General features: G+C 53.7%; 23 protein-coding genes, 1 tRNA gene and 2 pseudogenes. 12 read left to right on the top strand and 14 right to left on the bottom strand.

Features of this window, described 5'->3' with window-relative positions:
- From BMI79_RS06870 to BMI79_RS06850, 5 genes are all read left to right on the top strand, one after another.
- Nucleotides 1–492 carry an Hcp family type VI secretion system effector gene (locus tag BMI79_RS06870; protein WP_037396711.1) on the top strand — a complete coding sequence of 164 codons (492 nt, stop codon included), beginning with the start codon at nt 1–3 and terminating at the stop codon, nt 490–492.
- A gap of 169 nt (nt 493–661) precedes the next feature.
- Entirely contained in the window at nt 662–3319 is a 2658-nt protein-coding gene (tssH, locus tag BMI79_RS06865; RefSeq protein WP_076941399.1) for a type VI secretion system ATPase TssH, read from the top strand.
- 139 nt (nt 3320–3458) lie between these two features.
- Nucleotides 3459–5051 (top strand): type VI secretion system protein TssA, encoded by a 1593-nt coding sequence (gene tssA / locus BMI79_RS06860; RefSeq protein ID WP_083704387.1) that lies wholly within the window; start codon nt 3459–3461, stop codon nt 5049–5051.
- A 151-nt stretch (nt 5052–5202) separates the two neighbouring features.
- Nucleotides 5203–5637: a type VI secretion system baseplate subunit TssE gene (tssE, locus tag BMI79_RS06855; RefSeq protein WP_076941397.1), complete on the top strand. Its 435-nt coding sequence runs from the start codon at nt 5203–5205 to the stop codon at nt 5635–5637.
- A gap of 9 nt (nt 5638–5646) precedes the next feature.
- Complete coding sequence (locus tag BMI79_RS06850) at nt 5647–7044, top strand: VasL domain-containing protein (RefSeq protein ID WP_076941396.1); 1398 nt, start codon at nt 5647–5649, stop codon at nt 7042–7044.
- Nucleotides 7045–7064: 20 nt separating this feature from the next.
- Here the strand turns inward: BMI79_RS06850 and BMI79_RS23765 are convergent, their stop codons facing one another.
- Nucleotides 7065–7226 carry a hypothetical protein gene (locus tag BMI79_RS23765; protein ID WP_156293864.1) on the bottom strand — a complete coding sequence of 54 codons (162 nt, stop codon included), beginning with the start codon at nt 7224–7226 and terminating at the stop codon, nt 7065–7067.
- Between the two features lie 386 nt (nt 7227–7612).
- On the opposite strand from BMI79_RS23765, the gene BMI79_RS06840 reads away from it, so the two are divergent.
- Nucleotides 7613–8833, top strand: coding sequence for a Bcr/CflA family multidrug efflux MFS transporter (locus BMI79_RS06840; protein ID WP_083704386.1), 1221 nt, complete (start codon nt 7613–7615; stop codon nt 8831–8833).
- A gap of 59 nt (nt 8834–8892) precedes the next feature.
- Here BMI79_RS06840 and BMI79_RS06835 read toward each other — a convergent pair whose 3' ends face one another.
- Entirely contained in the window at nt 8893–9837 is a 945-nt protein-coding gene (locus BMI79_RS06835; RefSeq protein ID WP_076941394.1) for a p-hydroxyphenylacetate 3-hydroxylase reductase component, read from the bottom strand.
- 20 nt (nt 9838–9857) lie between these two features.
- Nucleotides 9858–11030 carry a p-hydroxyphenylacetate 3-hydroxylase oxygenase component gene (locus BMI79_RS06830; RefSeq protein WP_208611181.1) on the bottom strand — a complete coding sequence of 391 codons (1173 nt, stop codon included), beginning with the start codon at nt 11028–11030 and terminating at the stop codon, nt 9858–9860.
- A 222-nt stretch (nt 11031–11252) separates the two neighbouring features.
- Here BMI79_RS06830 and BMI79_RS23300 point away from each other — a divergent pair.
- A pseudogene (locus tag BMI79_RS23300) lies at nt 11253–11535 on the top strand (hypothetical protein); the annotation flags it as partial.
- A 95-nt stretch (nt 11536–11630) separates the two neighbouring features.
- On the opposite strand, the gene BMI79_RS06820 reads toward BMI79_RS23300, so the two are convergent.
- From BMI79_RS06820 to BMI79_RS06800, 5 genes are all read right to left on the bottom strand, one after another.
- A tRNA-Asn gene (locus BMI79_RS06820) sits at nt 11631–11706 on the bottom strand.
- Between the two features lie 120 nt (nt 11707–11826).
- Complete coding sequence (gene mtfA / locus BMI79_RS06815) at nt 11827–12588, bottom strand: DgsA anti-repressor MtfA (RefSeq protein WP_076941392.1); 762 nt, start codon at nt 12586–12588, stop codon at nt 11827–11829.
- Nucleotides 12589–12867: 279 nt separating this feature from the next.
- Complete coding sequence (locus BMI79_RS06810; RefSeq protein ID WP_076941391.1) at nt 12868–13089, bottom strand: HP1242/YdcH family protein; 222 nt, start codon at nt 13087–13089, stop codon at nt 12868–12870.
- Nucleotides 13090–13411: 322 nt separating this feature from the next.
- Complete coding sequence (locus BMI79_RS06805; RefSeq protein WP_076941390.1) at nt 13412–14323, bottom strand: pyridoxamine 5'-phosphate oxidase family protein; 912 nt, start codon at nt 14321–14323, stop codon at nt 13412–13414.
- The gene (locus BMI79_RS06800; RefSeq protein ID WP_076941389.1) at nt 14320–14952 is read right to left on the bottom strand and encodes a glutathione S-transferase family protein; all 633 of its coding nucleotides are present in this window, start codon (nt 14950–14952) and stop codon (nt 14320–14322) included. The genes BMI79_RS06805 and BMI79_RS06800 overlap by 4 nt, the downstream gene beginning before the upstream one ends.
- Before the next feature lie 99 nt (nt 14953–15051).
- On the opposite strand from BMI79_RS06800, the pseudogene BMI79_RS06795 reads away from it, so the two are divergent.
- The 5 genes and pseudogenes from BMI79_RS06795 to BMI79_RS06775 all read left to right on the top strand — a co-directional run bounded on the left by BMI79_RS06795 (nt 15052) and on the right by BMI79_RS06775 (nt 20051).
- Nucleotides 15052–15957 (top strand): annotated as a pseudogene (locus BMI79_RS06795) (LysR family transcriptional regulator).
- Between the two features lie 190 nt (nt 15958–16147).
- The gene (locus tag BMI79_RS06790; protein WP_076941388.1) at nt 16148–16963 is read left to right on the top strand and encodes an alpha/beta hydrolase; all 816 of its coding nucleotides are present in this window, start codon (nt 16148–16150) and stop codon (nt 16961–16963) included.
- Entirely contained in the window at nt 16947–17318 is a 372-nt protein-coding gene (locus BMI79_RS06785; RefSeq protein ID WP_076941387.1) for a RidA family protein, read from the top strand. The genes BMI79_RS06790 and BMI79_RS06785 overlap by 17 nt, the downstream gene beginning before the upstream one ends.
- A gap of 117 nt (nt 17319–17435) precedes the next feature.
- Nucleotides 17436–18632 (top strand): amino acid aminotransferase, encoded by a 1197-nt coding sequence (locus tag BMI79_RS06780; protein ID WP_076941386.1) that lies wholly within the window; start codon nt 17436–17438, stop codon nt 18630–18632.
- Between the two features lie 15 nt (nt 18633–18647).
- The gene (locus BMI79_RS06775) at nt 18648–20051 is read left to right on the top strand and encodes an amino acid permease (protein WP_076941385.1); all 1404 of its coding nucleotides are present in this window, start codon (nt 18648–18650) and stop codon (nt 20049–20051) included.
- Between the two features lie 44 nt (nt 20052–20095).
- Here BMI79_RS06775 and paaY read toward each other — a convergent pair whose 3' ends face one another.
- The 6 genes from paaY to BMI79_RS06745 form a co-directional block, all read right to left on the bottom strand.
- On the bottom strand, nt 20096–20692 hold the full coding sequence (gene paaY / locus BMI79_RS06770) for a phenylacetic acid degradation protein PaaY (protein WP_076941384.1): 597 nt from the start codon (nt 20690–20692) through the stop codon (nt 20096–20098).
- Between the two features lie 12 nt (nt 20693–20704).
- Complete coding sequence (gene paaX, locus BMI79_RS06765) at nt 20705–21646, bottom strand: phenylacetic acid degradation operon negative regulatory protein PaaX (protein ID WP_076941383.1); 942 nt, start codon at nt 21644–21646, stop codon at nt 20705–20707.
- Nucleotides 21647–22021: 375 nt separating this feature from the next.
- Nucleotides 22022–22414, bottom strand: a complete 393-nt coding sequence (gene cueR, locus BMI79_RS06760) for a Cu(I)-responsive transcriptional regulator (protein WP_076941382.1) — start codon at nt 22412–22414, stop codon at nt 22022–22024.
- Nucleotides 22415–22428: 14 nt separating this feature from the next.
- Nucleotides 22429–24924: a heavy metal translocating P-type ATPase gene (locus BMI79_RS06755; protein WP_076941381.1), complete on the bottom strand. Its 2496-nt coding sequence runs from the start codon at nt 24922–24924 to the stop codon at nt 22429–22431.
- Nucleotides 24925–24984: 60 nt separating this feature from the next.
- Nucleotides 24985–25194: a heavy-metal-associated domain-containing protein gene (locus BMI79_RS06750; RefSeq protein ID WP_076941380.1), complete on the bottom strand. Its 210-nt coding sequence runs from the start codon at nt 25192–25194 to the stop codon at nt 24985–24987.
- A gap of 250 nt (nt 25195–25444) precedes the next feature.
- Nucleotides 25445–26872, bottom strand: coding sequence for a pyridoxal phosphate-dependent aminotransferase (locus BMI79_RS06745; RefSeq protein WP_083704385.1), 1428 nt, complete (start codon nt 26870–26872; stop codon nt 25445–25447).
- Nucleotides 26873–26879 lie beyond the last annotated feature (7 nt).

Genomic DNA, 26879 nt, shown 5'->3' with positions numbered 1-26879 from the left:
ATGGCAATTCCAGTCTATCTGTGGCTGAAGGACGATGGCGGTGCGGACATTAAAGGTTCTGTGGACGTACAGAGTCGCGAAGGGAGCATCGAAGTGGTGGCACAGGATCATAGCCTGTACATCCCGACTGACAATAACACTGGCAAGCTGACCGGAACTCGTATCCATACTCCTTTCGTATTTACTAAGGAAATCGATGCGTCCAGCCCGTACCTGTACAAAGCGGTCACTACCGGCCAAACGCTGAAAACGGCTGAATTCAAGTGGTACCGCATTGATGATGCTGGCCAGGAAGTTGAATACTTCAATACCAAACTGGATAACGTGAAAGTGGTGAAAGTGGCACCGAAGATGCACGACATCAAAGATCCAGGCAAAGAGAAACACAATCATCTGGAACTGGTGGAACTGCGTTACGAAAAAATCACCTGGACTTACAAAGATGGCAACATTATTCATTCCGATGCTTGGAATGAACGCGCTACCGCGTAAATCTTGGGGCAGACGGTGTTACCGTCTGCTTTTTTGTTGTTTTTCCCTAGGGTCTGTTGCGGGCATTAGGCAAAGACAACGTACTTTTATCAGATAACCTTATGGGCCTCGGTTAACGGCAGCGGACAGTAGCGTGTCTGAACGTGACGGGAAAACAGGGAAAGGAACTATGGAAAATCAGTCAGCTATACTATTACGCCGGTTAAATTCTTATTGCGCGCAGGCCCTTGAGGCTGCGGCAACATTGTGCCAGACCCGTGCCCACGCGGAAATTACCATCGAACATTGGTTGCTCAAACTGTTGGAGTTGGGGGAGGGGGATATTACCGTACTGGCCCGCCGCTATGAGTGGGATATGGACGGAGTGTGGCAGTCGCTGTTGGCGAGCCTCGATACCCTTCCGCGCTCTGTGCGGAGCCGTCCGCACCTCTCCGTCGCGTTGTTGAATCTGATCAAACAGTCTTGGCTGACGGCTTCTTTGGATGAAGACGCCCAGCAGATTCGCAGTGTTCACCTGCTGGCAGCGCTAATGTCAAAGCCATCCCAGCTTGCTACCGACGGCCTGTGGCCACTGCTGAGCCTGAGTCATAGCCAACTGAAACGCCTGCGTCCTCTATTGGATGCGCAATCCGATGAGCGCCCGGAGTTGCAGCAACAGGCGGAACTAGGGCGTTACCCTTCAGCCTTGCCTCAGCAAGAACAAGAGTCCGATGGTGATTCTTTGGTTTCTTCCCCACTGCCGAATGAGGCATTGCTGGCGGTGTTGGATAAATTCACTCAGGATATTACGGCCAAAGCCAAGGCGAATGAGATAGACCCGGTATTCGGGCGCGACAACGAAATCCGCCAGATGGTGGATATCCTTTCCCGCCGCCGTAAAAATAACCCGATTCTGGTTGGCGAGCCTGGAGTGGGTAAAACCGCGCTGGTTGAAGGGCTGGCGTTGAGAATTGCCGAAGGCAACGTGCCAGATAGCCTGAAAACGGTCAGCGTGCGCACGTTGGATTTGGGGCTGCTACAGGCAGGTGCCGGTGTCAAAGGCGAGTTTGAACAACGCCTGAAAAACGTGATTGCGGCGGTGCAGCAAGCGCCAAACCCGATCCTGCTGTTCATTGATGAAGCACATACCATTATTGGGGCTGGGAATCAGGCCGGGGGCGCCGATGCCGCTAACCTGCTAAAGCCGGCGCTGGCCCGCGGTGAATTGCGCACGATTGCCGCCACCACCTGGTCGGAATATAAGCAATATTTTGAACGTGATGCCGCCCTGGAGCGCCGCTTCCAGATGGTGAAAGTGGACGAGCCGGATGACGAGAAAGCTTGCCTGATGCTGCGTGGTTTGAAAGATCGTTACGCCAAGCACCACGGTGTACACATTACGGATGAAGCGGTAAAAGCCGCGGTGACCTTATCTCGTCGTTATCTGACCGGCCGCCAACTGCCGGATAAAGCGGTAGATCTGCTAGATACCGCCAGCGCGCGGGTGCGCATGAGTTTGGATACCAAACCACAGCCGCTGATGCAGGTCAGCTCCGAACTGATGGCGTTAGACATGGAGCAACAGGCGATTGAACAGGATCTGGTGCTGAGTTCCGATGCCGATCCGGCGCGCTTGGCAGATATTACCGACTGGCGTGATGTGCTACAAAAGCAGCAAACCGAGCTGGAAAAACAGTACCAGCAAGAGAAAGCCTTAACCCAGCAGTTGCTGGAGCTGCGTAAAGATGTCAGCCGTTCGGCAGAGCGTGCACAACTGCAGCAACAGCTGAATGAACTGCAAAATAACATTCGTTTACTGTCACTGGATGTCGACGCCCGCACCGTGGCGACGGTGATTGCCGATTGGACCGGGGTGCCATTGGGCAGCTTGCTGAAAGATGAGCAAACCAATCTGCTGCAATTGGAACAGAATCTGGGGCAACGCGTTGTGGGGCAGGATGCCGCGCTGTTGGCGCTGGCGCAGCGTCTCCGGGCGTCTAAAACCGGTCTGACGGCGGAGAACGGCCCGCTGGGCGTCTTCCTGTTGGTCGGCCCGAGCGGCGTGGGTAAAACCGAGACCGCACTGGCATTGGCGGATAGCCTGTTCGGCGGTGAAAAAGCCCTTATCACCATCAACATGTCGGAATACCAGGAGGCGCACACCGTTTCCCAACTGAAAGGCTCACCGCCGGGGTATGTCGGCTACGGCCAGGGTGGTGTGCTCACCGAAGCGGTACGCAAGCGCCCGTACAGCGTGGTGCTGCTGGATGAAGTAGAGAAAGCTCACCGTGATGTACTGAATATGTTTTACCAGGTATTCGATCGCGGCTTTATGCGCGATGGTGAAGGGCGTGAGATCGACTTCCGCAACACCGTGATTCTGATGACCGCCAATATGGGCAGCGATCACATTATGCAACTGCTGGATGAGCAGCCAGAAGCGCCGGATTCCACCTTGCACGAACTGTTGCGCCCGCTCCTGCGCGATCACTTCCAACCGGCATTACTGGCTCGTTTCCAGACGGTGATTTACCGCCCTCTGGCTGCTTCGGCATTGCGCAATATCGTGGCAATGAAACTGGAACAGGTCGCTCAGCGCTTGCTGCGTCATTACGGGTTGGAGTGCACTATCGAAGAGAGCCTGTACGATACGCTGGTTGCCGCCTGCCTGTTGCCAGACAGCGGGGCGCGTAACATAGACAGCCTGCTGAATCAGCAGATCCTGCCGGTCTTGAGTCAGCAACTGTTGCAACAGTTGGCGCAGCACCAGAAACCGCAACACCTGCTGTTGGGGTACAACGATGAAGAAGGCATTACGCTGGCGTTTGATGAGCCAAAAAGCGCGTGATAGGCGATATGGCATACGCCGTGCGGCGCTGCTGCTATTGAAACGATGAGGTTTTTACTTTGCCGATCAAGATACCCGATGTCAGTGATAAAACACCGGCAACCCCGTCACTGGATAACGCTACTGCCGAGGTGGAATGATGCTGACACAACTTATCGCCACGTGTTTTAACGATCGTGATGTGCTGGATGAAGCCCGGCGCGCAGCGGCACTATGGCAACGTTGGCTGGTGCCGATCGCCGCAGACGCCCCCGTTGGCGACGATCCCGGCTATGACGACGATTTTCAGCGCATGCGCGAAGAGGTGAATAAGCTCTCCGGCGCAGATACCGATCTGGTGTGTCAGTTGGCTGAAAAGCTGCTGACCACCAGTTGCAAAGATGTGCGGGTGGTCACTTATTACCTGTGGGCGCGTTTGCACCGTGATGGCGAAGCCGGGCTGGCAGATGGCTTAACGCTGTTGGCAGGGCTGGTTGAGCAATATGGCGAGGCCCTGTTACCCCCGCGTGCCAACAGCCGGAAAGTGGCATTGGAGTGGTTGGCGGGCGGTAAGGTACAAGATAGCCTGGCGCGCTATCCAGAAATCGAAAAGGCCGATTTCGAGCGTGCGGTGGCGGCGCTGGCGTTGCTTGATCACGCCTTTAGCCGCTGGCCAGAACAGGATCGCCCTTCATTTGCCGGGCTGTATAGCGCGTTGGACAACCGCTTGGCCCAGTCGGGCGGCATGGATGCGCTGGTGCCGCAGAATAGCGGCACGCAGGAAAGCACGCCGGCGCAGGTGCGCCAGCAGGATCTCCCCAGCCTGCGTCAGGTGCAATCCGGGCGCGATCTGCTGGATCAGGCCAAAGAACTGGCTCGTTATCTGCGCGAACAACCGCAAGGCTGGCTTTCTGCTTCAAGGCTGATGAAAAGCGTCCGTTGGGACACCGTGCATCAACTCCCCCCGCAAGACAACGCCGGTCTGACCCGGCTGGTGGCACCGCGCACAGAATACCGCACCCAGCTTAAGCGCCTCTATCTGCAACAAAGCTGGGGGGAATTGCTGGAGCGAACGGAAAGCATGTTTGCCGAAGGGGTGAATCATTTCTGGCTTGATCTGCAGTGGTACACCTATCAAGGGTTAAGCAAGCATGGTCATCCCTATGATCTGTGGGCCGATATTATCAAACACGATCTGACGATGCTGCTGGAGCGTTTACCGGGTTTGGAAAAGTTGGCCTACAACGATGGTACGCCTTTCGCCGATGAAGTGACGGTGGCGTGGATTGAGCAGCATGTGCAGGGCGGTTCTGCTACCTGGCTACCAGAGAACGCCGCAGCGGTTGCGGGTGAAGACAGTGACATCCTGGCATTGGAGCCAGAGGCGCTGGCGCAGGCAGACAGTGACGGCATTGAGAGCGCCTTGGGCTGGTTGGCCGCTCGCCCAGGGATCCATACGCAGCGTCAACGCTGGTTGTTGCGGTTGCTGATGGCGCGCGTTGCCGAGCAATACGGTAAGAATGAGATGGCGCTGCATTTGCTGAGTGAACTGGATGGCCCGGCTGAGCTCTTTACGCTCAGCCAGTGGGAGCCTGCGCTGATGTTCGAAGTAAAAGCCCGGCGGCTGAAACTGTTGCGCATGAAAGCCCAGCGTGGTGATGCAGACAAAACCGAACTGGCTCGCCAGATGGAACTGCTGCTGAGCGGGTTGGTCGCCATCGATCCGGCACGTGCTGCCGTACTGTGTGGTTAGTAAAGCTCGGGAAAAAGTGTCGTTAGGCTCAAGGTAACGTTGGCCCCGAAGAGGGGCTGTAGAGAAATTAGCGATGTTAATTACCGCGATTAAACCCACACCGTCAGTGTCGGGCGTGACCCTGATATTGATGCCACAGAAGGATTAACACATGCCGTCATTGAATCCTTCCCTGTATGAAATGCTTATCGGCAATTTTTCCGGTGAGCTGGGTCTGCATCAGGTCAGTGAAGAGGATCAGGTGATCCTCTCTGTACTCGATAATATACAGCGCATCCTTAACTGTCGGGCGGGCACGCTGAGCCATCTGCCGGATTATGGTTTGCCGGATATGAGCAAAATATTACAGGGAATGCCTGGTTCGGCGCATACGCTGATGACCACGCTTTTGCATACTTTGCTGAAATATGAACCACGGCTGAAAACCATCAAGGTCGTTCTGTTACCCGAAGCGCTCCCTGGGCATTTGAATTATGCCATTGATGCCGAGCTGAAGGGGGTAGGGCTGGTGCGTTACGGCACGGAATTTGTGCCGGAAGGGCGAGTATTGGTTCGGCATTTAAAAAAACAACAGCGTATGGAGTAAGGTAACTGAATGAGCGCATTATCATCAGGAAACAGTATCAAAACCGGTGGCGATCCACGTACTTTGCCGGAGTTCGCCACGCTGAAAGAAGAAATTGCCAAGCTGGGCCACCCGGCGCGTCCGGATGTACATTGGGGCAAGGTGGAACAGCTCTGTATGACACTGTTCCGGCAAAATGGCGTGGAACTGCAAACGGTCGCCTGGTTTACGCTGGCGCGCACGCAGCGTTCTGGCCTGTCTGGCATCCAAGAAGGGCTGCAACTGATTGATGGTTTGCTCACGCATCAGTGGCCAGTCTTTTGGCCGCAGCAAACGCACGCCAGGGTGGAAATTTTGGCCTGGCTGGTGGCCCGTTTACAGCAGGTGTTGCGCACGCAAGAGTTCCAGTACGGCGATCTGGCGCAGATTTACCGCATTGAAAAAGTGTTGGAGCATGTGTGCTATGTCTTGCAGCGCTTGGATCTGAAACACCTCAGCAAGCTGGATAACCTGCGCAACCAGATGCACCACGCCGCACTGCGGCTAGAAAGCCTGGAGTCGGCCGCTACGGCAACGTCACAGCCAACTGAAATTCGCATCGAGCCAGAAGGGGCTTTCCAGCAGGAAGGTGCAGCTTCACCGCCGTTGGTGTATATCATCAAAGAGTCGGCCCCGGTGCCTCCTCCGGTCATTGCGCCAGCGCCGCAACCCGAGCCGGAACCGATCGCCGAACCGGAGCCCTCACGTTGGAAGATGTGGCACGGTTTTCTGGCTGGCGTGGTCATCAGCGCGCTCATCGGGGCGGGTGCCTGGTGGGGCATTATCTCTTTCCGTTTATCGGGGACTGAGCAGGTATTGCAGAATATGGTCAGGCCCCTGCCGCAGTTGATGGAGCCTGGGCAACTGGCAAAACTTCAGCAAGCGGATCATCGCGCTGAGCTGACCAGGCTGGAAGATTCGATGGTGCATGCCAGCGGTGAGCAGTTGCTACGCTTGGACGCATTACCGCCATTGTGGGCCTTGAACTACGGTACCGTGCTGGTGCAACAGTTGCGCGCGCTGTGGCCGGTGAGCCCGCAGGTAAAGCAGTTAGCGCAACAGTGGCAACAGCAGCGAGAAGCACAGGCGCTGCCAAAAGCAGCGATGGAAGACTGGCATCAGGCACAAACCCGCCTGCAAAAGTTGGCCGATAAACTGAACTCGCTGGATGAGCAGCGTGGCCGTTACATCACCGTATCGGAACTTAAGTCGGTTGTGTTTGCCGTGCAGCAGCCAATGAACCGCACGCCACCGTTGGAAGAACTGCTGCGTCAGTTTGAAGAACAGCAACGTGCTGGTAAGGTTTCACCGGGATTACAAACCCAGATCGACAGCCGCTTTACCCAGTTGTTAAACCGCTATGCGCTGTTGACGGCACCTGCGCAGTAAGCCTTTCCCCTGTGCCCCTTTCAACGGAAAGGGGCACATCCCACCCGTTTATCTTCAAGCCTGGCTAAATGATAAGGCCGTATTCCGATCATGACCAGCACCGCAGGAGTACAGGTAGCGATAACCTGTTCCAGCAACTGCTGTTGTATCCCCGGTAGTTGCAGGCTGTCGGTAACGTTCACGGGGATCCATAGAGACTCTAATTTATTGATGCGTCGCCATGTAAAAATATTGTTATGGATACGTTCGATCGAATCTTGCGATCTGGTGAAAAGGTATTTATTGTGTAGATGATTCATTAACATGTTAATGAATGCCTTTCTGATCTACGTTAGTCACTTATACCCAAAATAATTCGAGTTGCTTGTAGGCGGCAACTGAGGGAAGCCCCAGGAGCTTACTCAAGATCGTTCCTGGGGTGAGTGACAAATCTGCTAATCAGATTTGAACGCTGCTTGCAGCGGCCCCGAAGGGGCGAGGCCCAATATGGGCCGAGTAACGCAGCCAACACCCAAGCAACTTGAGGTATGAAGGGTATATAAGGGGTTGTTTATGATAAGGAGTGGCTATGCTGTCCGCCTTTGCTAATCGGCCGCCACGCTGGCTGATCCCGCTGTTGGGTTCGCTGGTAGCCTTTGGTCCGCTGTCGATTGATATGTATTTGCCCGCCTTACCCGCGATGGGGCAACAGTTACAGGCGACACAAGGGCAGATGCAGCATACGTTGGGGGCATTTTTTGCCGGTTTCTGTGTGGGTATGCTGCTATATGGGCCGCTGAGCGACTGGCTGGGGCGGCGAAAATTGCTGCTGAGCGGCATGCTGCTGTTTGTGATTGCCAGCGTGCTGTGCACGCAGGTGACGCAGGTTGAGCAACTGGTCGCTTTGCGGGCCTTACAGGCATTCGGCAGCGGGGCCGCCGTGGTGATGGCACGTGCCATTGCCAGAGACGTTTACGCCCCCGACGAGTTGCCCCGTGTCTTATCGCTAATGACGCTGGTCACCATGATTGCACCGCTGCTGGCCCCCTTGCTGGGGGGCGCGTTGCTGACGCTATTTAACTGGCAAGCCATCTTTATGCTGCTGGCGCTGGTGGGGTGTATCAATGGTGTGCTGGTGCTGTGGGTATTGCCCGAGACGTTGCAAGCCCGCGCCGAACACTCAGGCAACATCCTGAAGGCGTTCCATAATTACTGCCTGCTGGTGCGGGATCGTGAAGCGATGGGGATTATCGCCACCCTGGCATTCTCCTTCGCCGGTATGTTTGCTTTTATCAGTGGTTCCCCCTTTGTCTACATCAGCTATTTCCAGGTGCCTGCGCAATATTATGGTCTGCTGTTTGGCTGTAATGTGATCGGCATGATTGCCGTGCTGTTGCTCAACGTGCGGATGCTGAAGGTTTACAGCCTGCCGCGGTTATTGATGATTCAGAGCAGTGCACAGGTCCTGTTTGGGCTGCTGTTATTACTCTTTAATCAACAGAGTCTGACGGTGCTGGTGATTTTGATCGTATTGTTTATGTCGTTAGTGAATGCGATTGGTACCAACAGCCTGTCGTTATTGCTGCAACAGCGCGGTCAGCAGGCGGGCAGCGCCAGCGCATTGGCCATTTCGCTACAGTTTGGCATGGGGGCGCTGGCGAGCCTGGCGGTTTCCTGGTTACAGGATGACACGCCGTTTGCCATGACGCTGGTGATGGCGGTCTGTGCGGCACTTGGCCTGCTAGGGCAGCGGATGTCTGTGGCGCGTTTGCGCCCGCAGGTGAATTCGATCGGTTCCAAGAAACAGTAAGGGGATGGCGGCAACGCCATCATTCACCGGGTTGCGAATGATGGCGTTGGCAGAGGTTTTCAATTGGCGTTGGCAATAATCCCGCGCAGCAGCTTTTTCAAGATCCCCACTTCATCCGCAGAGAAAGCGGCCAGCATCTGCTCCTGCTGTTTGGCCGCGATGTCCCGTAACACCTCGGCTTGGCGTTCACCGGCGGTTGTCAGGTGGTAGCCGTTCTCCGTGCTGGCTATCAGGCCTTTACGACGCAAGGTTTCCTGCGCCTCTTCGATCTCTCTGCTCGACATGGCCACTTCTGCCATGAGTCCGGTCATATCAAGGCAGGCATTGCTGTCGAGCACCAACAGCATTCTGGCTTCACTGATACGCAACCCGGTGGAAAGTTGCTTAGGCTGGTAACTGGCTTGATAGCTACGCAGCGCCTGCGTGAGTAAATAGTAGACATTGTGATTAAGGCGCTCCTGCCTGGCGCTGGCCCCCGCGTTATCTGCAACCTTTTCCGACACTTGCTGGTAAGGCAAGACCATGGAGTAGGCTCCTTGGTGATACACCAGCGGCGCGCGGCCCAGATCGTCAAATGCCACGACTTTGCCGATCAGGATCCAGTGATCGCCGCCGTCAATCTGCTGGTATTTCTCACACTGAAAACGTGCGGCACAGTCCGCCAACAAGGGCGCGTCACCCGCGCCAGCGCTGACCTCAATCCCGGCAAATTTATCTTCGCTGGGGCGGGCAAACCGATTGGACAGGTCCACTTGATCGGCGGCCAGCACATTAATGGCAAAGTGGCTGGCCTGTTCAAAGATCGGATAGCTGCCGGAGCGTTTATCAATACTCCACAGCACCAGCGGCGGATCTAACGACACCGAGTTAAAACTGTTCGCCGTCATGCCCACGCGGGTGCCATTCGGAGCGGTAGCGGTCACTACCGTCACTCCGGTGGCGAAGTTACCCAAGGCACGGCGAAAAGCGCGGGGATCCAGGGTATTGTCTGTGTGATCTGTCATCAAATAGGTTCTCCGGCTTGTTATACCATGGTGGGATCGGGTTCTAACCCCATCAGTTCGCGCCCCAGGATCTGCGCACATACATCGTAATCGGTATAAGCGTGTGCCCCGGTCATATGAGAGTCGCGGAACAACCGCTGAATCTCATTGCTTTCCATCCAACTGGTCGCGCCTGCGGCACTGAACAGACGATCTACCGCCGCGATACACATTTTTACCGCATAAGCCTGATTGGTACGCCAATAAGTCAGGGTGTTATGGGTAGGATATTGATGACGTCGCCCATGCTCGGCGTGTTCTTGCCAGGTTTTTTCCAAAAAGGCCCGGGCAGCGGCAACCTGATGGGTCGATTCTGCCAGGCGCATCAGCGCTGGCGTTGCCGTCCCCACGCTGGCACCGGTGTAGGCGCGCACGCGATTTTGGGTTTTTTCTTTAAAGGCGACCAGCATGCGTTCGGCGACGCCGAGGCTGATCGCGGCAAAACCGCAGGCAAAATAGGGGCGATACGGCGTGTAGAAAATATTGCTGTCCGGATAGAGGCCAAAGCCTGAAGAACGCCCCTGCATCATGTCTTGAGCGGCTTCAATGCGGTGGTTGGGGATGAAGGCGTGGTTGATAACCAGCGTTTTGGAACCACTGCCGCGCATGCCCACGGCATACCAGTCATCACGAATTTCATAATCGCTGCGTGGGATCACACCGAAGCTGTAGATTGGCTCACCGGCGGCGTTGTTGCGACGAAAACCGACGATCGCCCATTCGGCATGATCGCAACCGCTGCTCCAGCCCATTTCACCACTCAGATAGATCCCTCCTTCGGCTTCTTCAATCCGGCCAAAAGGCGCAATGCTGCTGCTGGCGGTGGCGTCCGGGTTTTCGCCCCAGATTTCTTGTTGCAGTTTGGCGGAGAACATCGCCAACTGGTGGCTGTGGGTGCACAGCAAGCTGAAAGCCCAGGCGGTGCCACCACAGGCACCGGCCAGTGCGGCAACGCAGTCGGTGAATTCTGGCAGGGAGATTTCCAGCCCACCGTATTTTTTCGGCTGAAAAGCGCGGTGCATGCCTATTTCTTTCAGTAACCGGATATTCTCATCTGGCACTTTTCGCTCTCTTTCTGCTTCTGCGGCGTTGGCCGCAATAAGTGGCAGAATAGGCAGTAACTTTTCCAACATCGGGTTAAGAGTTTTCATCATCGAGCTCCCTCAGTAGTGGTAGACATACGGCAATTACTCTTTATCAACCGCCCTTTACAGCAGGTCAGGAAGCGGGGGGCAGGTGTTAAGCCAGCATGTGGTGGTAGTTCGATGAGTATGAGGTAACAAAAGTTTAATGGAATGTAACATTCAAGTAAAAAATTGTACTTTTCATGTTAAATATTGAAAGCGTGATCTGATTACGTCCCGTTATTTAGGTTGTCGGTATCGGCATTGATGATGACAGCCGGTTCCGTCGGCCTGCCGATGAGTGCTGTCACCTTGTTGGTGGGTTGGCTTATGTCTGGGTGTATTCAGAAGATGACGGAAGGTAAGTTGCGTTATGAGGCCGGTTTTAGTTTTGCCATTATCGTTATGCTACTTGGGCGCTGGCTATCGGCTTGGTGGGGGAGTGCGCTCAACGGAGATATTACCAGCGCTTTATCACGGCTGGGCCGTCATGCTCGCCAATATTATTCTCTTCGCAGTGCTGTTCCAGATTCTGCTGTAAAAGAGGGTATCGCAACAGCGCCCGTTTCCCAGAGGGTAGAGCAGGCATCAAAAAGCCCGCTTAGTTGCCTAAGCGGGCTTTTCTAAATTTGGCTCCTCTGACTGGACTCGAACCAGTGACATACGGATTAACAGTCCGCCGTTCTACCGACTGAACTACAGAGGAATCGTGTGAACGGGGCGCATCATATCCAGCCGCTCAGGGTGTGTCAACGCTAAATTGCGGGTAATGGTGTGACTGCTCATCATCTGAGCAAGCTTAGCGAGGCGGTGTTGTGCTACCGGGCTATCCGCGTTGCAAACGTGCCAACGTATCTTGCTTATAAAAACGACGGAAGTGGTCATACATGGCGGGAAAACGGTTAGCCAGCAGCTCTGGTGCGCTAAAGAAATATTCAGACAGCACGGCAAAACACTCTGCGGGATCGCTGGCGGCATAAGCATCCATGCTGGCTGCGGCCTCGCCAACCATATCTATCTCGTCCTGCAGGTTTTCCATCGCGCTGTGCAGATCGTATTCCCAAGCAGCGATATCGCGCAACGGAATGGAAGGAATGCCCGTTGTGGTGCCGCCATTGCGCATATCCAGCTTATGCACGGCTTCATGAATAACCAGGTTGAAGCCGGAAAGATCGAAAGAGTCCTGCACATCCAGCCAGTTCAGAACGATAGGGCCCTGTTCCCAACTCTGCCCTGATTGCACCACCGGCCCAGAATGGACCAGGCCAATGTCATCCTGCCACTCGTCTTCGACGATAAACGGTGCGGGATAAAGCAGGATCTCGTTAAAGCCGTCCAGGCATTCAGCCCCCAGTTCCATAACAGGCAGAGCAAACAGCAAGGCTATGCGCGCCTGCATCAACGGTGTTAATTCAAGCCCCTGTAGCGGCACGATACGTTTGTTTTGCAAGATCTGGCTAGCAACGGCAACTAAACGCCGCTGTTCATCTTCGTTTAGAGGAGAGAGCAGGGGAATATCCAGTGCTTCCCGCCACTGGGCAAATGTTTCCGCTTGCGGTTGATGCGCTTTCCACGGCCATTTAATCATCGCATTGCTCGTAAAGATCGCTGGAACTTGGGCTGTCCTGCCAAAATGCCGCAAAAGTAGGCTCCATGGCAAGTACTTTACGGAGAGATACGGCAGCTCCCCGCCATTATTCAAGCACTTACCATTGAGTTTGTCTGTGACCAGCGTCCCGAAGAGGGCAATACTGGGGGTTGGCACTGCAGTTCGAACCGCGCTATCGATGCCGGTTGTTGGTTTGGGGAGAAAAGCCGATGATAAGAGAGATGGAGATCCCCGCAGCAGAGCGGGGATCGGCATGCGCTACTTCGTTGTATTTTCTGCTTTCAGAATTTTATGTATCTCATCCTTGATATGCAGTTTTTCCTTTTTCAGCCGGACGACTTCATCACAGTATCCTGTGCCAGAAGGCCCTTCTAATCTGGAAATTTCATGGTCAAGCTGATTGTGTTTTTCAAACAACGACTGGAAGCGGGGATGACTTGATTTGAGTTGCGATATTAATTCACGGTATTCAGGAAACATACTCAAGCTCCTTTGAGTAGAACTGTACACACTGGAGGTTTCTCCGCTTTTACCTTAACGCACTACGGGTTTTTTGGGAATGGCATTACTAAGAAAAAGGCTATTGTCTGGTTTTTGCTCTAGGAGTTTCTGTTCTCAGCCCGCTGTTGCTATTGAGCAGCCACGGGGGGAATTTACTATTAACTATCATTGGGTTATTGGCAGATGAACGCTGTCATCCTCAGGGCATTTTACTTTTCAAAAGAGAAACCTTCCTCTGTATTTCAGTATTAAATGCTGCATTTTCCTAAGATTTTAGATGAACAGAGTCGGTAATACCTTTTTAACCTAACCAGGTTCCGGTACGCAAAGTTGCCGGGGAAAACTCGGCATCCTGAGCATGCCAGGGGAAGGCGTGCTGAAATCGCCACGCACGGCTCACATCAAATCGCCAGTAACGCTCTGCGCCTTCCACGCCTCCCTTCCCAGGCTGCCATAAGATCTGCGTTTCCCCCTGCAAATGCAAAATATCCCCCTGTTCGAAGTCGATAAACAGCAGTGCAGCGCGCGGTTGCAGCAATAAATTCCCCAGCGTGTTCATGTAACGATTACCACGAAAATCCGGTATCCACAGGGTTTCATCATCAAGATGGATAAACCCCGGTTTGCCGCCACGGTGCGAAATATCCACGCCTCCTTGCGGGGAACTGCCATGTGCATAGCTGGCAACAAAACAGGTGTCGGCCTGTTGGATCATTTTGCGAGCGTGAGGATCCAAGCTGCTGAGGACATTCATCGGCAAAGGGCTGGGAGGCGACGGGGACAGTACGCGTCGCTGAATGTATTGTGGGCAATTGCCAAAGCTTTGATGGACTTCAATTTCAACGCGATTCTTGTCCATACGGCTGATGATACCGTTAACGCGGTTACGCCGCCGGTTGCTGAAATCGAGCCCTAATGCACCAATCGGATGGCCCACGTGCAGTGCGGCCTGTGCCGGATCGTCCACCCGCCGCGCAGAAATGATGCGCAGGTGTGTTTCGTCAGGAGTGCGCAGAAACCCGGCAAAACCGTTGAACACGGTGGCAACCGGCCAATGCTGTTCATCCAGCGTGGCGACAAACAGATAAGGCAACTGAGCAAAAAACTCACGATGCTGCTCGGGCATTGCTGGGTAAATATAGCCGCTGACGGCGTCAAAACCCGCCAGCGCCTGGGCACGTAATTCACCGGGGTGAAACACTGATGTTGTCATTTGATTGGCCTGCTGGTGGGTTCTGGTAAAGGCAGTTCGGGCATTGGGAAGAACCCTGGCAACCCGGCAATGCGTGCCGCCCAGCGTTGGATTGCCGGGTAGGGAGAGAGCGAAACACCTCCTTCCGGGGCTACCGCAACATAGCTGTAGCAAGCCAGATCGGCGATGGTCGGGCGTTCGGTAGCCAAAAATTCACGCTGGGTGAGATGCTGATCCAGGTGTGCCAAAAAGCGTTCGCTAATGCTGAGTGCGTTCTGGTAGTTTTCGGCGACAGAAAATTGTTTCACCATTCGACAGGATGCGGGGCCGTAGCGTACTTCACCCGCGGCTTGCGAAAGCCAGATCTGCACCTGAGCCGCTGCCCAAGGCTCCTCTGGCAACCAGTGGCTATCAGGGGCATAGCGCTTGATCAGATAAACCATTATGGCATTACTGTCGGTGAGTACCTGCTCGCCATCAAGCAATACCGGGATCTGGCCAAGGGGATTGAGGCGGAGAAAAGCGTCGCTGCTGCGGATCTCTGCGGGAGCGGGGCAATATTCGTAAGGCAGTGCGAGCATACGCAGCAACAGCTCTACGCGGTGACAATGGCCGGATACGGGCACGCCGTACAATTTTAGTTTTTGCATGATCTCTCTCCTGTTTGATGTCCAACCAGAATACTCTTGCTTAAATTGATGGGAATCCTGGAAGATGGAAATTGATAATTTCATTTATTGGAATAATTTATGGACCGTTTAGATGAGTTGGCGATCTTTGTCGCGGTGATCCAGCATGGCAGCCTGGCCGGTGCGGCTCGCAAGCTGCACCGTTCCGCACCGGCGATCACCAGGGCTATTGCCTCATTGGAGCAGCGCTTTGGGGCCCGATTGGTGGAGCGCACAACTCGCCGTCTGGCACCGACCGAGGCGGGGCTGCAGCTGGCAGAGCGCGCTCGAGCGTTGTTGCACGGCTATCAGGACGCGCTGATGGGAACCGCAGAAGCCCAGTTGACGGGCTTGCTGCGAATCACCGCCCCGGTGCAGTTCGGGCGCAAGCATGTGGCGCCGGTAGTGATGGCGTTTCTTGAACGTTATCCGCAGATCTAGATCGAGATGCAGCTTAACGATCGTAATCTGGATCTGGTTGATGAAGGCCTGGATGTGGCAGTACGCATTGGTTATTTGCAAGACTCCAGCAAAGTGGCGCGCAAATTAGGTGAAGTGACGCGGGTGACGGTGGCTAGCCCGGCCTATCTGGCCCAGCGCGGCGAACCCCATGCCCCTGCGGAGTTAGCCGATCACGACACCATCGTCGGTACCTTGCATACTTCAATGCGCGAATGGCGTTTTGGGCCACGGGAAAGCAGTGAGCGAGTGCGCTTGACGCCACGGCTCCTGTTAAACGAGGTGGAAACACAGCTTTTGGCGGTGCGGGCAGGTAAAGGAATTGCCCGGTTATTGTCTTATCAGGTAGCGGACGATCTGGCGGCTGGCACGTTGGTGCGGTTGCTGACGGCATACGAACCGGCACCGATACCGGTGCAACTGGTGGCCAATCATGTGCAATGGATGCCGCTGAAGGTGCGAACGTTTTGGGATTATGCCTACCAACACCTCAGTCAATTAGCGCAACTGCGGCCACAGCATTTTTAATCAGAATTTATTTTCGTGTTTCATTGATGAAACGAAAAATAAAGCCAATAAGTTTTACCAGTGAAACTTATTGCGTGAAATTTTAATTTTATATCGGCGATCACGCATTGCTGTTGCACCCTCCTTGACAATAATTTTCCTGGTTGCTAATAGTTAACGCACATCTTAAATAATAAACACAGTTTAATATATGAAACTTCTCGCAGGGGATTATGATAATGGCGCGGCGGTGGCAGATGAAGATGCAATCCTGAGGTCTTTTCAATCGCGCAGCCAGCAGGTTTATCGAAAGGTACGTCATGAGCGTAATATTCCCTATGGCTCGGTTTCACGAGCGGTTTTTGATTGGTTATATTCAGCCGAAGAGCATAAAGGCGTCGTTATATTTCTGCATGGCGGTTATTGGCAATTCTGTAATAAAGACGATTTTGCGTTTATTGCCGAAGTGCCTTTGTCATTAGGTTTTGATGTGGTGCTGGTGGAATATCCCTTGGCACCGGCTGCGACGCTGGACGATATTTGCCAGCAGGTGGGCGTAGCGCTGGATGCGATTGAGCAGCGAGAGAAACAGCGCGGTAACAGGCCGATTTATCTGTGCGGCCACTCTGCCGGGGGGCATCTGGCTGCGTATTGGCAGCATCATCCATGCCTTCAGGCTGTTTTCCCCATCAGCGGTATTTTTGAACTTGAACCCCTGTTAGACACCTACGTTAACCGGCAATTACGCCTGACTGAACAGCAGATGACAACCCTGAGCCCGGTGCGCAATATTCCTCAGCACCTGACGCCGATGGTGTTGTTTTACGGTGCGGCTGAGCTGCCGGAGCTGATTGGTCAATCCCTGCATTATTACAGGGTATTGAAAGACAAAGGGTTGCCGGTCAGCCGCTATGCGGTTGCGGGCGCCAATCACTTTAACGTTCTGGACGCGCTTTTTGCCGCTGGTGGGGCCCTGAACCACCAATTGCTTAAGCAAGGAGAAACCCCCGATGCGCACAATTATTGAAACCGGCCTGCCTGAGATTGGGCAACCTTTTTCTTGGGCAACCAAAGGCGGTGGAATGTTATTTACCGCCCATGGCCCGGTGAAGGCAGACGGCACGATCGAGACCGGCAGCCCGGAAAAGCAGATCACCCTGACGTTTGATAATCTGGCGAAAACGTTGCAGGCGGCCAATAGTCACAGTGATAATGTATTACAGGTTATTGTTTATCTTACCGATGTTAATGACGTTAAATTACTCGACCAAATATATAAAAACTATTTTAACTTTCCGTACCCAAACCGCTCAACCGTTATTGTTGAGAAATTAGTTGTCCCTGGCATGAAAATAGAAATAACGGTTAGTGCTATCGCTTAATCGTTTTCTCCTGCTTTTTTCATTTGGCAGCCGCTGGCTGCTGAAGAAATTCGTAGGGCACCTCACAAAAATAATATTCACCTGCAAATTCATTTAACAATGAATTAAGGACATCGTATGTTTAATCATATTAAACCCTCAGCACCCGATCCTATTATGTCGCTGATGGAAGCGTATATGCAGGATCCCCATCCGAAAAAGGTTAATCTGGGGATTGGGCTGTATTACGACCATCAGGGCAATATCCCCTTAATGCGTGCCGTGCATATTGCCGAACAGCGTTTGCTCGAGCAACAGCGGCCGCATACCTATCCACCGATCGAAGGTTCCGCCTTGTTCGCCCGTCAGGTTCAAACGTTGCTGTTTGGTGAAGCGGCGGCGCAGTCAGCACGTCATTTGGCTACGGTGCAAACCGTGGGCGGCTCGGGGGCATTAAAACTGGGGGCAGATTTTCTTTGTCATTATCTATCGCGGCGCGAAATCTGGGTTTCTGATCCGACCTGGGCCAACCATTGGGCCATTTTTGAAGGGGCGGGGCTCAGGGTGAATACCTATCCATACTTTGATAATGCCAGCGGCGAGCTGCGTTTTGACGCTATGCTCGACGCGTTCTCCGCCCTGCCGGAAGGCGCGGTGGTGCTGTTGCACCCCTGTTGCCATAACCCGACCGGCACCGATCTCAGCCAGGCGCAATGGCGTGCGGTCATCGACGTACTGCAGCGCCGCCGCTTGCTGCCATTCTTTGATATTGCTTATCAGGGGTTTGGCGATGGGTTGGAAGAAGACTGCTTCGCGCTGCGCGAGACGTTAAAAACCGATCTGGATTTTCTGGTCAGTAACTCTTTCTCCAAAAACGTGGCTTTGTATGGCCAACGGTTAGGGGGGCTTTCGGTGTGTTGTGGTTCGGCAGATAGCGCGGCAAACGTGAAAGGCGCCTTAAAAACGCTGATCCGCCGCAGTTATTCCTGCCCACCTACCCACGGCAGCCAGATTGTGGAAGCACTCTTGGCCGACGATCACCTGCGCCAACTGTGGGCAAGTGAACTGGCGAGCATGCGCCAGCGTATCAAGCAGACGCGCGTCAGCCTAGCCGCCGGGTTGGAGCAGGGGGGGACCACCCTCGATTATCGCCGCATTCGCGATCAAAAAGGCATGTTCAGCTACACCGGCCTGAACGAACAGCAACTCAGCCAGCTACGGCAGCAATATTCCATTTATCTGGTTGCGCCCGGCAGGATGTGTTTGCCGGGCCTGAATCAGCACAACCTGGACTATGTGACTGCCGCCATCCTGGACGTAACCCTTCCGGCGTGAAAAAGGTGAGCAATCATGAAAGATGCAAAACGTTTTGACGATATCGCTCAGCGGCAGGGGGGGCTGAAAAAGCAACTTACCGCCGGGCAAATGTCGATGTTGGCGATCGGCGGGGCGATTGGTACCGGCCTGTTTTTGGGCAGTGCTTATGCGATCCAAATGGCAGGGCCGAGCGTCTTGCTGAGTTATTTCATTGGTGGCGTGATCGCGTTGCTGCTGATGGGATGCTTGGCCGAGATGACTTCCGAGCATCCGACACCGGGTTCCTTCGGTGATTATGCCGAGTTTTATCTCAGCCCGCTGTTTGGTTTTCTGGTGCGTTATTCCTATTGGTCTTGCGTGGTGCTGGCGGTGGGCACCGAGGTGACCGCCATTGGGATGTATATGCAGTTCTGGTTCCCCAGCACGCCGATCTGGCCGTGGGTGCTGCTGTTCTCCGCGGCGGTCATCATTATCAACATCGTGGGGGTGAAATCCTTCGGTCAGGTGGAATATGCGCTGTCGACCATCAAGGTGGTGGCGATTTCGGCGTTTATCGCTATCGGTATCGGCATTCTGGTGTTTTCTTCCAACCCTACCTTCGGCATTCGCAACTTCACCGCCAACGGTGGCTTCTTCCCGTTTGGGGTGAAAGGCATGTGGTTCGCGGTGATCGTCTCTATCTTCAGCTATTTGAGCATTGAGATGATCGCCGTCGCCGCTGGCGAGGCCAAAAACCCAGTGGTCGCGGTCAAAAAAGCGTTTAAAGGCACCATCCTCAGGCTGTTTATTTTCTATATGCTTTCCATCGCCCTGATGCTGGCGATAGTGCCGTGGCGCGAGTCTGGCACCGGGGAAAGCCCGTTCCTGGTAGCGATGAACGTGATCCACCTGCCCGCCGCAGCCGGCATCTTTAACTTTATCGTGCTGGTTGCCGCGCTCTCGGCCATGAACAGCCAGTTGTATATCACCACGCGCATGATGTTCTCACTGTCGCGTGCCGGGCAGGCACCGGCGGCGCTGGGCAAGATCAGTCAGCGCGGGATCCCGGTCAATGCGCTGGCGATCTCTTGCGTTGGCATCGTGGTTTCCATTGTGCTGAGTATTGTCTATCCGGAAAAGTCGTTTGCGGTGATGATGTCGATCTCGGTATACGGTGCCTGTTTTACCTGGCTGATGATTTTTATCACCCATCTGTTTTTCCGCCGCCAGCATAAGGAGACAGTGCTGAAGTTCCGCATGTGGGGCTACCCCTATTTCACCCTGCTGGGCGCGGTTCTGATGGCCGCGCTGATGGTGACCACGCTGTTTACTGATTTCTTCAGAATGACGCTGTTGTTTGGTGTTCCCTTTACCCTGCTGCTGGTGGCGATCTACTTCTACAGCCGCCAGGCGCGAGCTGCGGTTGCGGCCAAAGTGCCAACGCCGGGGATGGAGTAAGCCAACGCCGCACCGGGGCTGGGGGGCCTTCGGTGCGGCTGAGGTTAAAGCAGGCTCTTAGGGATGATTGCATCGCCGAAGCTCAGGCGTTTACGGCCAGGTTCTTCGGCGCTGAGTGGTTCCACTTCCTGCAGGCTGTTTTTACAGCGTGCCACCAATTCCTGATACTGCTGGGTGCCGACGCGTTTCCACGCCAACTCCTGTTCGGTCAGATCGCGGATAACCCGTGCCGGGCTGCCGACGACCAGTTTATTGGCGGCGATCTCCGCGGCGGCTTTGACGAAGGCACCGGCACCCACGATGGTATTTTCACCGATATCGGCACCGTCCATAATCACCGCATTCATGCCGATCATCGCGTTACGGCGCACCCGGCAGCCGTGCAGAATGGCGCTGTGGCCGATATGCCCGTCCTGCTCAACCACCGTGTCCTGCTGTGGGAAACCGTGCATCACACAGTTGTCCTGCACGTTGGCGCCGTCTTCTACCACCAGGCGGCCAAAGTCACCGCGCAGGCTGGCATTCGGGCCGATATAGACGTTCTTGCCGATAATTACATCGCCAATCAGCACCGCCGTTGGGTGCACAAAGCTGCTCGGGTCCACCACCGGCGTCAGGCCATCAATCTGATACACAGGCATAGCATAGTCTCCTCAAAACGTAGCGCGATCGCGCGGTAGCCCACCAAAGCGCCGGTAATAGGCGGCACCAGGGGCGGGCAGGGCACCGATAGTGGTTTCTGCCAGCTCGCTGACATACTCCGTTGCGGCGCGATCCACCCGCTGATACAGGTTGATGCACAGATTGCGCGCAATCTGGCCTTCCCATTGGGCGGGCAGCAGGGCATCGGGCAGCAGCGGATCTTTCAGCACCACGCGGCGGAAGAAGTGGATCAACAGTAGCTTGATCTGGAAACAGCGCTTGGGCGTCAGCACGCCGTCGTCGGCTTCGCGCAGCAGCGCCATCAATGGGCGGAAAGAAACGATAAATTCATGGTAGTAGCCAGCGACTTCGCTCAGCGACCAGCAGTTGGCAACCATCTGCCGCAGCGTTTGCTCGGAGCGGTTATAGGGATAATCGGCACGGAAGTAGATCACCTGCTCACCGGCATTCAGTTCTCCTAACAGGGCCGTCACGTCGGTCTGCGCATGAGTCGGGGCGGCCATCAGGTTATTGGCGATCTGGCCAAAACCCAGCCAGCCCAGCTCTTTTTTCAGCCGCGCCCGCTCGGTTTTTTCTGCGTTCTCCAACAGCAGCAGATCCCACTTGCCATCCCAGGCCGGTTGTTCGCTGAGGTAGATTTTGGATTCAGCATGGCGGAACTGGCGCATGCCTTGCTCGGTGACGCGGTAATAACTGCGCCGACCGATCTTCTCTACGTCCAGCCAACCCTCTTTCTGCAGGCGAAATACCGAGGTGCGTACAAAGCGATCGCCAAACCCCAGCGCATCAAGCAGCGCGCTCAGGCTGCCGAGCCAGATTTCACCACCACGGTGGCTCAAGGCATCGCCGTATAACGAAATGATCAACGAAGTACCACTGATGGGCTGTGCTTCTAAGGCATGGCGAATAAATTCATCCAGTTTATGTTCCATATTTTCCCATGGGTTAGCCTTGGCTGAAGCACAACATTAGCATAAAAGGTAACGGGGTAAATATGGTGTCAGTTAACGGGAGCACTGTCTAACGCATTCACAGCGCTGAGCAATTTCCTGATTTGCTTGCAGGGTGGCTATCTGGAGCCTGGGAAGGCGCGCCATTATTCTTAGGGTCAAGATAGTCGATAAGCGCGGTATTCAACTGAGCTTGTTCATCATACGAGAAATGCATTCAGATCGGTTTTGGCTTAATGTTTTGATGGCGTTAGGTATTTTTTTGTCCGTAATGTGCCTGTATTTGTTGTCTGAAAGAACAGGTCAAAAACAGGCAATTACATAATCTTGCTGACTCTCTCCGGCTCGAGCGTTGCTTCACCTCATACCGGCCAGCCCCTCGATGATCGGACAGTTCGACCGATTATCACCGTGACAGTTATCCGCCAGATAGGCGAGCTGGCTGCGCATGGACTGCAAACGTGCAATGTCGCGATCGAGCTCATTCATGTATTGCTCAGCAAGCGTTTTAACATCAGCACTCATGCGCAGTTTGTTTTGCCATAATTCAATTAACGCCTTGATACGCTCCAGTGAGAAGCCAAGGTCGCGTGCTCTTTTAATGAACGATAATACTCGGACTTCGTCATTAGTGTAATAACGGTAACCCGACTCAACCCGGAGTGCTGGCGGGATGATGCCAATTTGTTCGTAGTGGCGGATCATTTTGGCGCTCAGCCCCGATGCTTTTGATGCCAGACCGATATTCATTCGTCACTCCTTTCTTACTTACCCATCTTGGCCGATAGTGTGAAACGACGCAGGCGCAGTGCATTACTCAGCACAAACACGCTTGATAACGCCATCGCTCCTGCGGCAAATACCGGCGAGAGCAGCGTGCCATTGATGGGGTATAACAGGCCAGCTGCCACGGGGATTAACGCCACATTGTAGGAAAATGCCCAGAACAGGTTTTGCTTGATATTGGCTAACGTTGCTTTTGATAGGGCGATGGCGGTGGAAACACCCAACAGATCCCCTGACATCAGCACCACATCGGCGGCTTCAATGGCGATATCCGTGCCGGTGCCGATGGCGATCCCCACATGTGCTGCAGCTAATGCAGGAGCATCGTTGATCCCGTCACCGACATAGGCCACCGGCCCGTAGGTGGTTTTGAGTCTTTCAATAGACATGACCTTACCGTCGGGTAAAACCTCAGCCACGACCTCGTCGATGCCTAACTGACGCGCAATTGCCTGCGCAGTACGGCGGTTATCACCGGTGATCATTGCCACTTTAAGCCCCTGAGCATGGAGCGCTTTGATGGCCGCTATGGTGGTATCTTTAATCGGATCGGCCACTGCAATCATGGCAGCGAGTTGACCATCGATAGCCGCATACAAAGGTGTCTTACCCTCGTCCCCCAGACGCGCCGCGTCTTCTGCAAGCTGCGCCACATCCACACCCAACTGCAGCATGTAACGATCCGCCCCCACTTCGACACGCAAGCCATCAATAGTGGCATTGACACCAAAGCCGGTTTTGGCCTCAAAGTGCGTCATCTGCGACAAGGGAATATTCTCTTTCTGAGCCGCGTCGACAATAGCGCGTGCGATGGGATGCTCTGACTTGGCTTCGACGGTCGCAACCAGCCTCAGCACATAGCGGTGTTCAAATCCATTTGCTAATACCAGGTCGGTCAATTCTGGGTGACCTTTGGTCAGCGTACCGGTTTTATCTACCGCCACTACGGTGGCATCTTTCAGTGATTGCAGGGCCTCGCCTTTACGAAACAACACGCCCATTTGTGCCGCACGCCCAGTACCAACCATGATCGATGTTGGCGTGGCCAACCCCATCGCGCACGGACACGCGATGATCAATACGGCGACCGCATTGACCAAGGCAAAAGATAGCGCTGGCGATGGGCCGAAGATAAACCAGACCAGAAACGTCAGCACTGCACCTGCCATAACCGCAGGCACGAACCACATAGTGATACGGTCAACCAGTGCTTGGATTGGTAGCTTAGCGCCCTGTGCCTGTTCTACCATGCGGATGATCTGTGCCAACATGGTGTCGCTGCCGACTTTGGTTGCTCGGAAAGTGAGCGTACCATTCTGGTTGATCGTACCCCCTACCACTTCAGTTCCTTTCTTTTTCTCGACAGGAATAGGTTCGCCACTGATCATGGATTCATCAACAAAACTTTCTCCTTCAATGACTTCCCCATCAACTGGAATACGTTCTCCCGGCCTGACCTCAATGAGATCGCCGCGGCTGACCTCGGCAATCGCAACCTCCACAATATTACCGTCACGCAACACGCGAGCTATTTTAGCTTGCAGGCTGATTAATCGTTTGATGGCTTCAGACGTATTGCCTTTGGCTATGGCTTCGAGGTAACGCCCAAGCAGAATCAGTGCAACGATCACGGCGGCGGCTTCGTAGTAGACATTAATGGTGCCGACAGGGAGCCACTGCGGGGCAAATGTGGCGACCAGCGAATAGGTATAAGCGGCGCTGACGCCTGTTGCGACCAGTGAATTCATGTCAGGTGCGCCACGCAGCAGAGCTGGAATACCTTTCTGAAAGAACCGCAGCCCAGGGCCAAACAGCACAATCGAGGTCAACACAAATTGAAGGTACCAACTCGCCTTCATACCGATCGTACCAGCGATAATCTCATGCAGGCCTGGAACGAGATGTGAACCCATTTCCAGCACGAAAACGGGAAGCGCAAACAGGGCCGCAATCAGAAGTGCGCGTTTCAGTTTTAGGGTTTCTGCAGCCTGGTGAGCCGCTTGCTCAGCAGTATTGTTGCCATCCTCGGCAATCACTTGTGCTTCATAACCAGCCTTAGCAACGGTAGCCAGCAAGTCAGCGACACGGACATCGGCCATAACCCGCAGTTGGGCACGCTCTGTGGCGAGGTTTACCGAGACGTGGCTGACACCGGGCACTGCGGCTAACGCACGCTCAACCCGGCCGACGCATGAGGCACAGGTCATGCCGGAGATAGACAGCTCGATGAGTTCCTGCGCAACGGTATAACCCACTGCATTGACAGCCTGAATGACCGCAGCCACGTTGGGTTGCCCCGAAAAGGTGACGGTTGCACGTTCAGTCGCAAGATTGACACTGGCGCTGGCTACGCCAGACACTGCTTTGAGTGCGCGTTCCACCCGCCCTACACACGAAGCGCAAGTCATCCCCTCAATAGGTAAATTGATTAATGTCGGTATCTCTGGAAAGGGTATTGTCGCATGAGTGTTCATAACTGATTCCTTATTACGAATGTCGCCCTAAAACGCAACGTACAATGTCTGTCATGTTGATCAGCCTTGTTCGACACTTGATGGGAAACCCGCTGTTGCAAGCGCGGCAATGATTACTGCGCCATCAGCACTGCTCTCGATGTTGACTCGCTTAGTCGCTGGATCGGCATCGATGCGGGCGGCGGAGTCCAGCGCCTTCACGGCCTTGGTGATTGAGGCTGCACAGCCGCCGCATTTCATGGTAGGGATGCGTAATTGAATGCTATTCATGATGAGCTCCTAGTCAGTGAATACTCATCATCAACCTTTCCCTAGAGTCAAGGTCAAGCATTTATCGTGATTAATTTTTGTTTTTAGGTTGGCCTAGAGTGTGAATTATTGGGGGAAGTATGGGAACGAGCAAAAAATCCCCCCAACCAGGGAGGATATTGTTGTTTACGGTGTGAACCGCAATAAATATATATCATTGATACATGAATACTGCGGTTTAACTCATTGAAAATCGCACGCTTACTTGTGCCTACTCTGAATATTCATCGGTTTTTGATACGGACGATAAACTCTCTGGCGCCCTGCGAAGAGGGGGGCCTTCATATGTAAAGTCTGGTTTCCTCAGCGCCCGGATCGCATTCTTCACTTTGGGTAACGCTGCCTCTATCTGCTCAGGTAGAACGGCACATACTGCAGCTCTGAACCACCATTCGGCGTGCGCCATGCCAAAAAAATCAAAAGGTACTACCGCAAACCCGGCATGATCGATGAAATATAGGCTTGCCTCTTTCGCTGTGCGTAAAATCTTTCCTTCCGGTGTAATCATTCCTTGCAGGTTGATTTGTAGAGAAAGATAGATTCCTCCCATCGGCTCCATTGAATCAACAGGCAGTCCTTCATCTTTCATCTGTTGAATGCCTAAATGCAATATCTGTAAAGAATTAAATATCTGCGTTTTAAAAGACGAAAGATGGTCTTGTAGCAATTTATCATTGTTCAATAATACCGCTGTAGCCAGCTGTTCTGCTTTTGGCGCGATGGCACCAACGTGCTCGATCATTAATTTCATTTTATCGATGACGTCAGCGGGCCCCATTCCCCATCCTACCCTAATTCCTGTTGCGGCAAAGGCTTTTGAACCACCGTCGACGATCACAACATACTCCTTCAATTCGGGCCTGAGTTGCACGGGGTGGTGATGTTGAAGTTGCTGGTAGGTCAACATCCAATAGACTTGATCAAAAACGATGTAAAGGGGCCTCTGATGGCCGCTGCGCCGTTGGTTTTCAGCAATGACTAAGTCACAAATATCTTCCAGAGTCTGTTTGGAAAACATCGTTCCCACGGGATTTTGCGGTGAGCAAAGCGCGATTACCCGGGCATTTTTTATTCGCTGAGCGAAATCGCCAGCAGTAGGTAAAAACTGATTTTCTACTGAAGTCTCTATCGCAACGCCATTAGCCCCACACATTGTGGCATAGTACATATTATTCCAGGAGGGGGCGGGATAGATGACGATTTCCCCTGGATCAACCAACGCCAATAAGGCCATATAAAGTAAAGGCCGCGCACCACCAGAGATAATGATCTCATGGGCAGAGTCATAATTAATTCCGAAATGGTTTTTAGTAAGCTGGGCGATAGCTTCTCGTAAAGGTAATACTCCCTCTAAAGGAGGATAATCGTTCTGGTTGTCGTCATAAGCCTGTTGAATGGCTTGGCGCAGAGCCGTTGGTAATCGAAATCGAGTGGTGTCAAAGTCACCGATAATCAGATCACAGATTGATTTTCCTCTACTCACCTGTTGCTGCACATATGATGCCAGTTTAATAATTCCAGAATAGTCAAGCTGAGTTGAAAGCGTTGACAGTCGGGAGGGGGGGAGTGAATCCTGAGTCGGATCAATGCTTAATAAACTGAGGTCTTCAGATTTGCTGGATAGCGTATTTATAGACATAATCTTT

Source organism: Serratia oryzae (genome assembly GCF_001976145.1).
Lineage (GTDB): Bacteria > Pseudomonadota > Gammaproteobacteria > Enterobacterales > Enterobacteriaceae > Chania > Chania oryzae.
The sequence above is the reverse complement of the archived record's forward strand: the minus strand, read 5'-3'. Positions and strand labels throughout refer to the sequence as shown.

Coding starts and splice junctions, on each gene's coding strand:
- BMI79_RS06840 (WP_083704386.1), top strand. CDS start 7,613: ATGCTGTCCGCCTTTGCTAATCGGCCGCCACGCTGGCTGATCCCGCTG.
- paaX (WP_076941383.1), bottom strand. CDS start 21,646: ATGGAACATAAACTGGATGAATTTATTCGCCATGCCTTAGAAGCACAG.
- BMI79_RS06830 (WP_208611181.1), bottom strand. CDS start 11,030: ATGATGAAAACTCTTAACCCGATGTTGGAAAAGTTACTGCCTATTCTG.
- mtfA (WP_076941392.1), bottom strand. CDS start 12,588: ATGATTAAATGGCCGTGGAAAGCGCATCAACCGCAAGCGGAAACATTT.
- BMI79_RS06805 (WP_076941390.1), bottom strand. CDS start 14,323: ATGACAACATCAGTGTTTCACCCCGGTGAATTACGTGCCCAGGCGCTG.
- BMI79_RS06790 (WP_076941388.1), top strand. CDS start 16,148: ATGAAACTTCTCGCAGGGGATTATGATAATGGCGCGGCGGTGGCAGAT.
- BMI79_RS06780 (WP_076941386.1), top strand. CDS start 17,436: ATGTTTAATCATATTAAACCCTCAGCACCCGATCCTATTATGTCGCTG.
- tssH (WP_076941399.1), top strand. CDS start 662: ATGGAAAATCAGTCAGCTATACTATTACGCCGGTTAAATTCTTATTGC.
- BMI79_RS06750 (WP_076941380.1), bottom strand. CDS start 25,194: ATGAATAGCATTCAATTACGCATCCCTACCATGAAATGCGGCGGCTGT.
- BMI79_RS06835 (WP_076941394.1), bottom strand. CDS start 9,837: ATGACAGATCACACAGACAATACCCTGGATCCCCGCGCTTTTCGCCGT.
- BMI79_RS06755 (WP_076941381.1), bottom strand. CDS start 24,924: ATGAACACTCATGCGACAATACCCTTTCCAGAGATACCGACATTAATC.
- tssE (WP_076941397.1), top strand. CDS start 5,203: ATGCCGTCATTGAATCCTTCCCTGTATGAAATGCTTATCGGCAATTTT.
- BMI79_RS06785 (WP_076941387.1), top strand. CDS start 16,947: ATGCGCACAATTATTGAAACCGGCCTGCCTGAGATTGGGCAACCTTTT.
- BMI79_RS06850 (WP_076941396.1), top strand. CDS start 5,647: ATGAGCGCATTATCATCAGGAAACAGTATCAAAACCGGTGGCGATCCA.
- BMI79_RS06870 (WP_037396711.1), top strand. CDS start 1: ATGGCAATTCCAGTCTATCTGTGGCTGAAGGACGATGGCGGTGCGGAC.
- cueR (WP_076941382.1), bottom strand. CDS start 22,414: ATGAATATCGGTCTGGCATCAAAAGCATCGGGGCTGAGCGCCAAAATG.
- BMI79_RS06745 (WP_083704385.1), bottom strand. CDS start 26,872: ATGTCTATAAATACGCTATCCAGCAAATCTGAAGACCTCAGTTTATTA.
- tssA (WP_083704387.1), top strand. CDS start 3,459: ATGCTGACACAACTTATCGCCACGTGTTTTAACGATCGTGATGTGCTG.
- paaY (WP_076941384.1), bottom strand. CDS start 20,692: ATGCCTGTGTATCAGATTGATGGCCTGACGCCGGTGGTGGACCCGAGC.
- BMI79_RS06800 (WP_076941389.1), bottom strand. CDS start 14,952: ATGCAAAAACTAAAATTGTACGGCGTGCCCGTATCCGGCCATTGTCAC.
- BMI79_RS06810 (WP_076941391.1), bottom strand. CDS start 13,089: ATGTTTCCTGAATACCGTGAATTAATATCGCAACTCAAATCAAGTCAT.
- BMI79_RS06775 (WP_076941385.1), top strand. CDS start 18,648: ATGAAAGATGCAAAACGTTTTGACGATATCGCTCAGCGGCAGGGGGGG.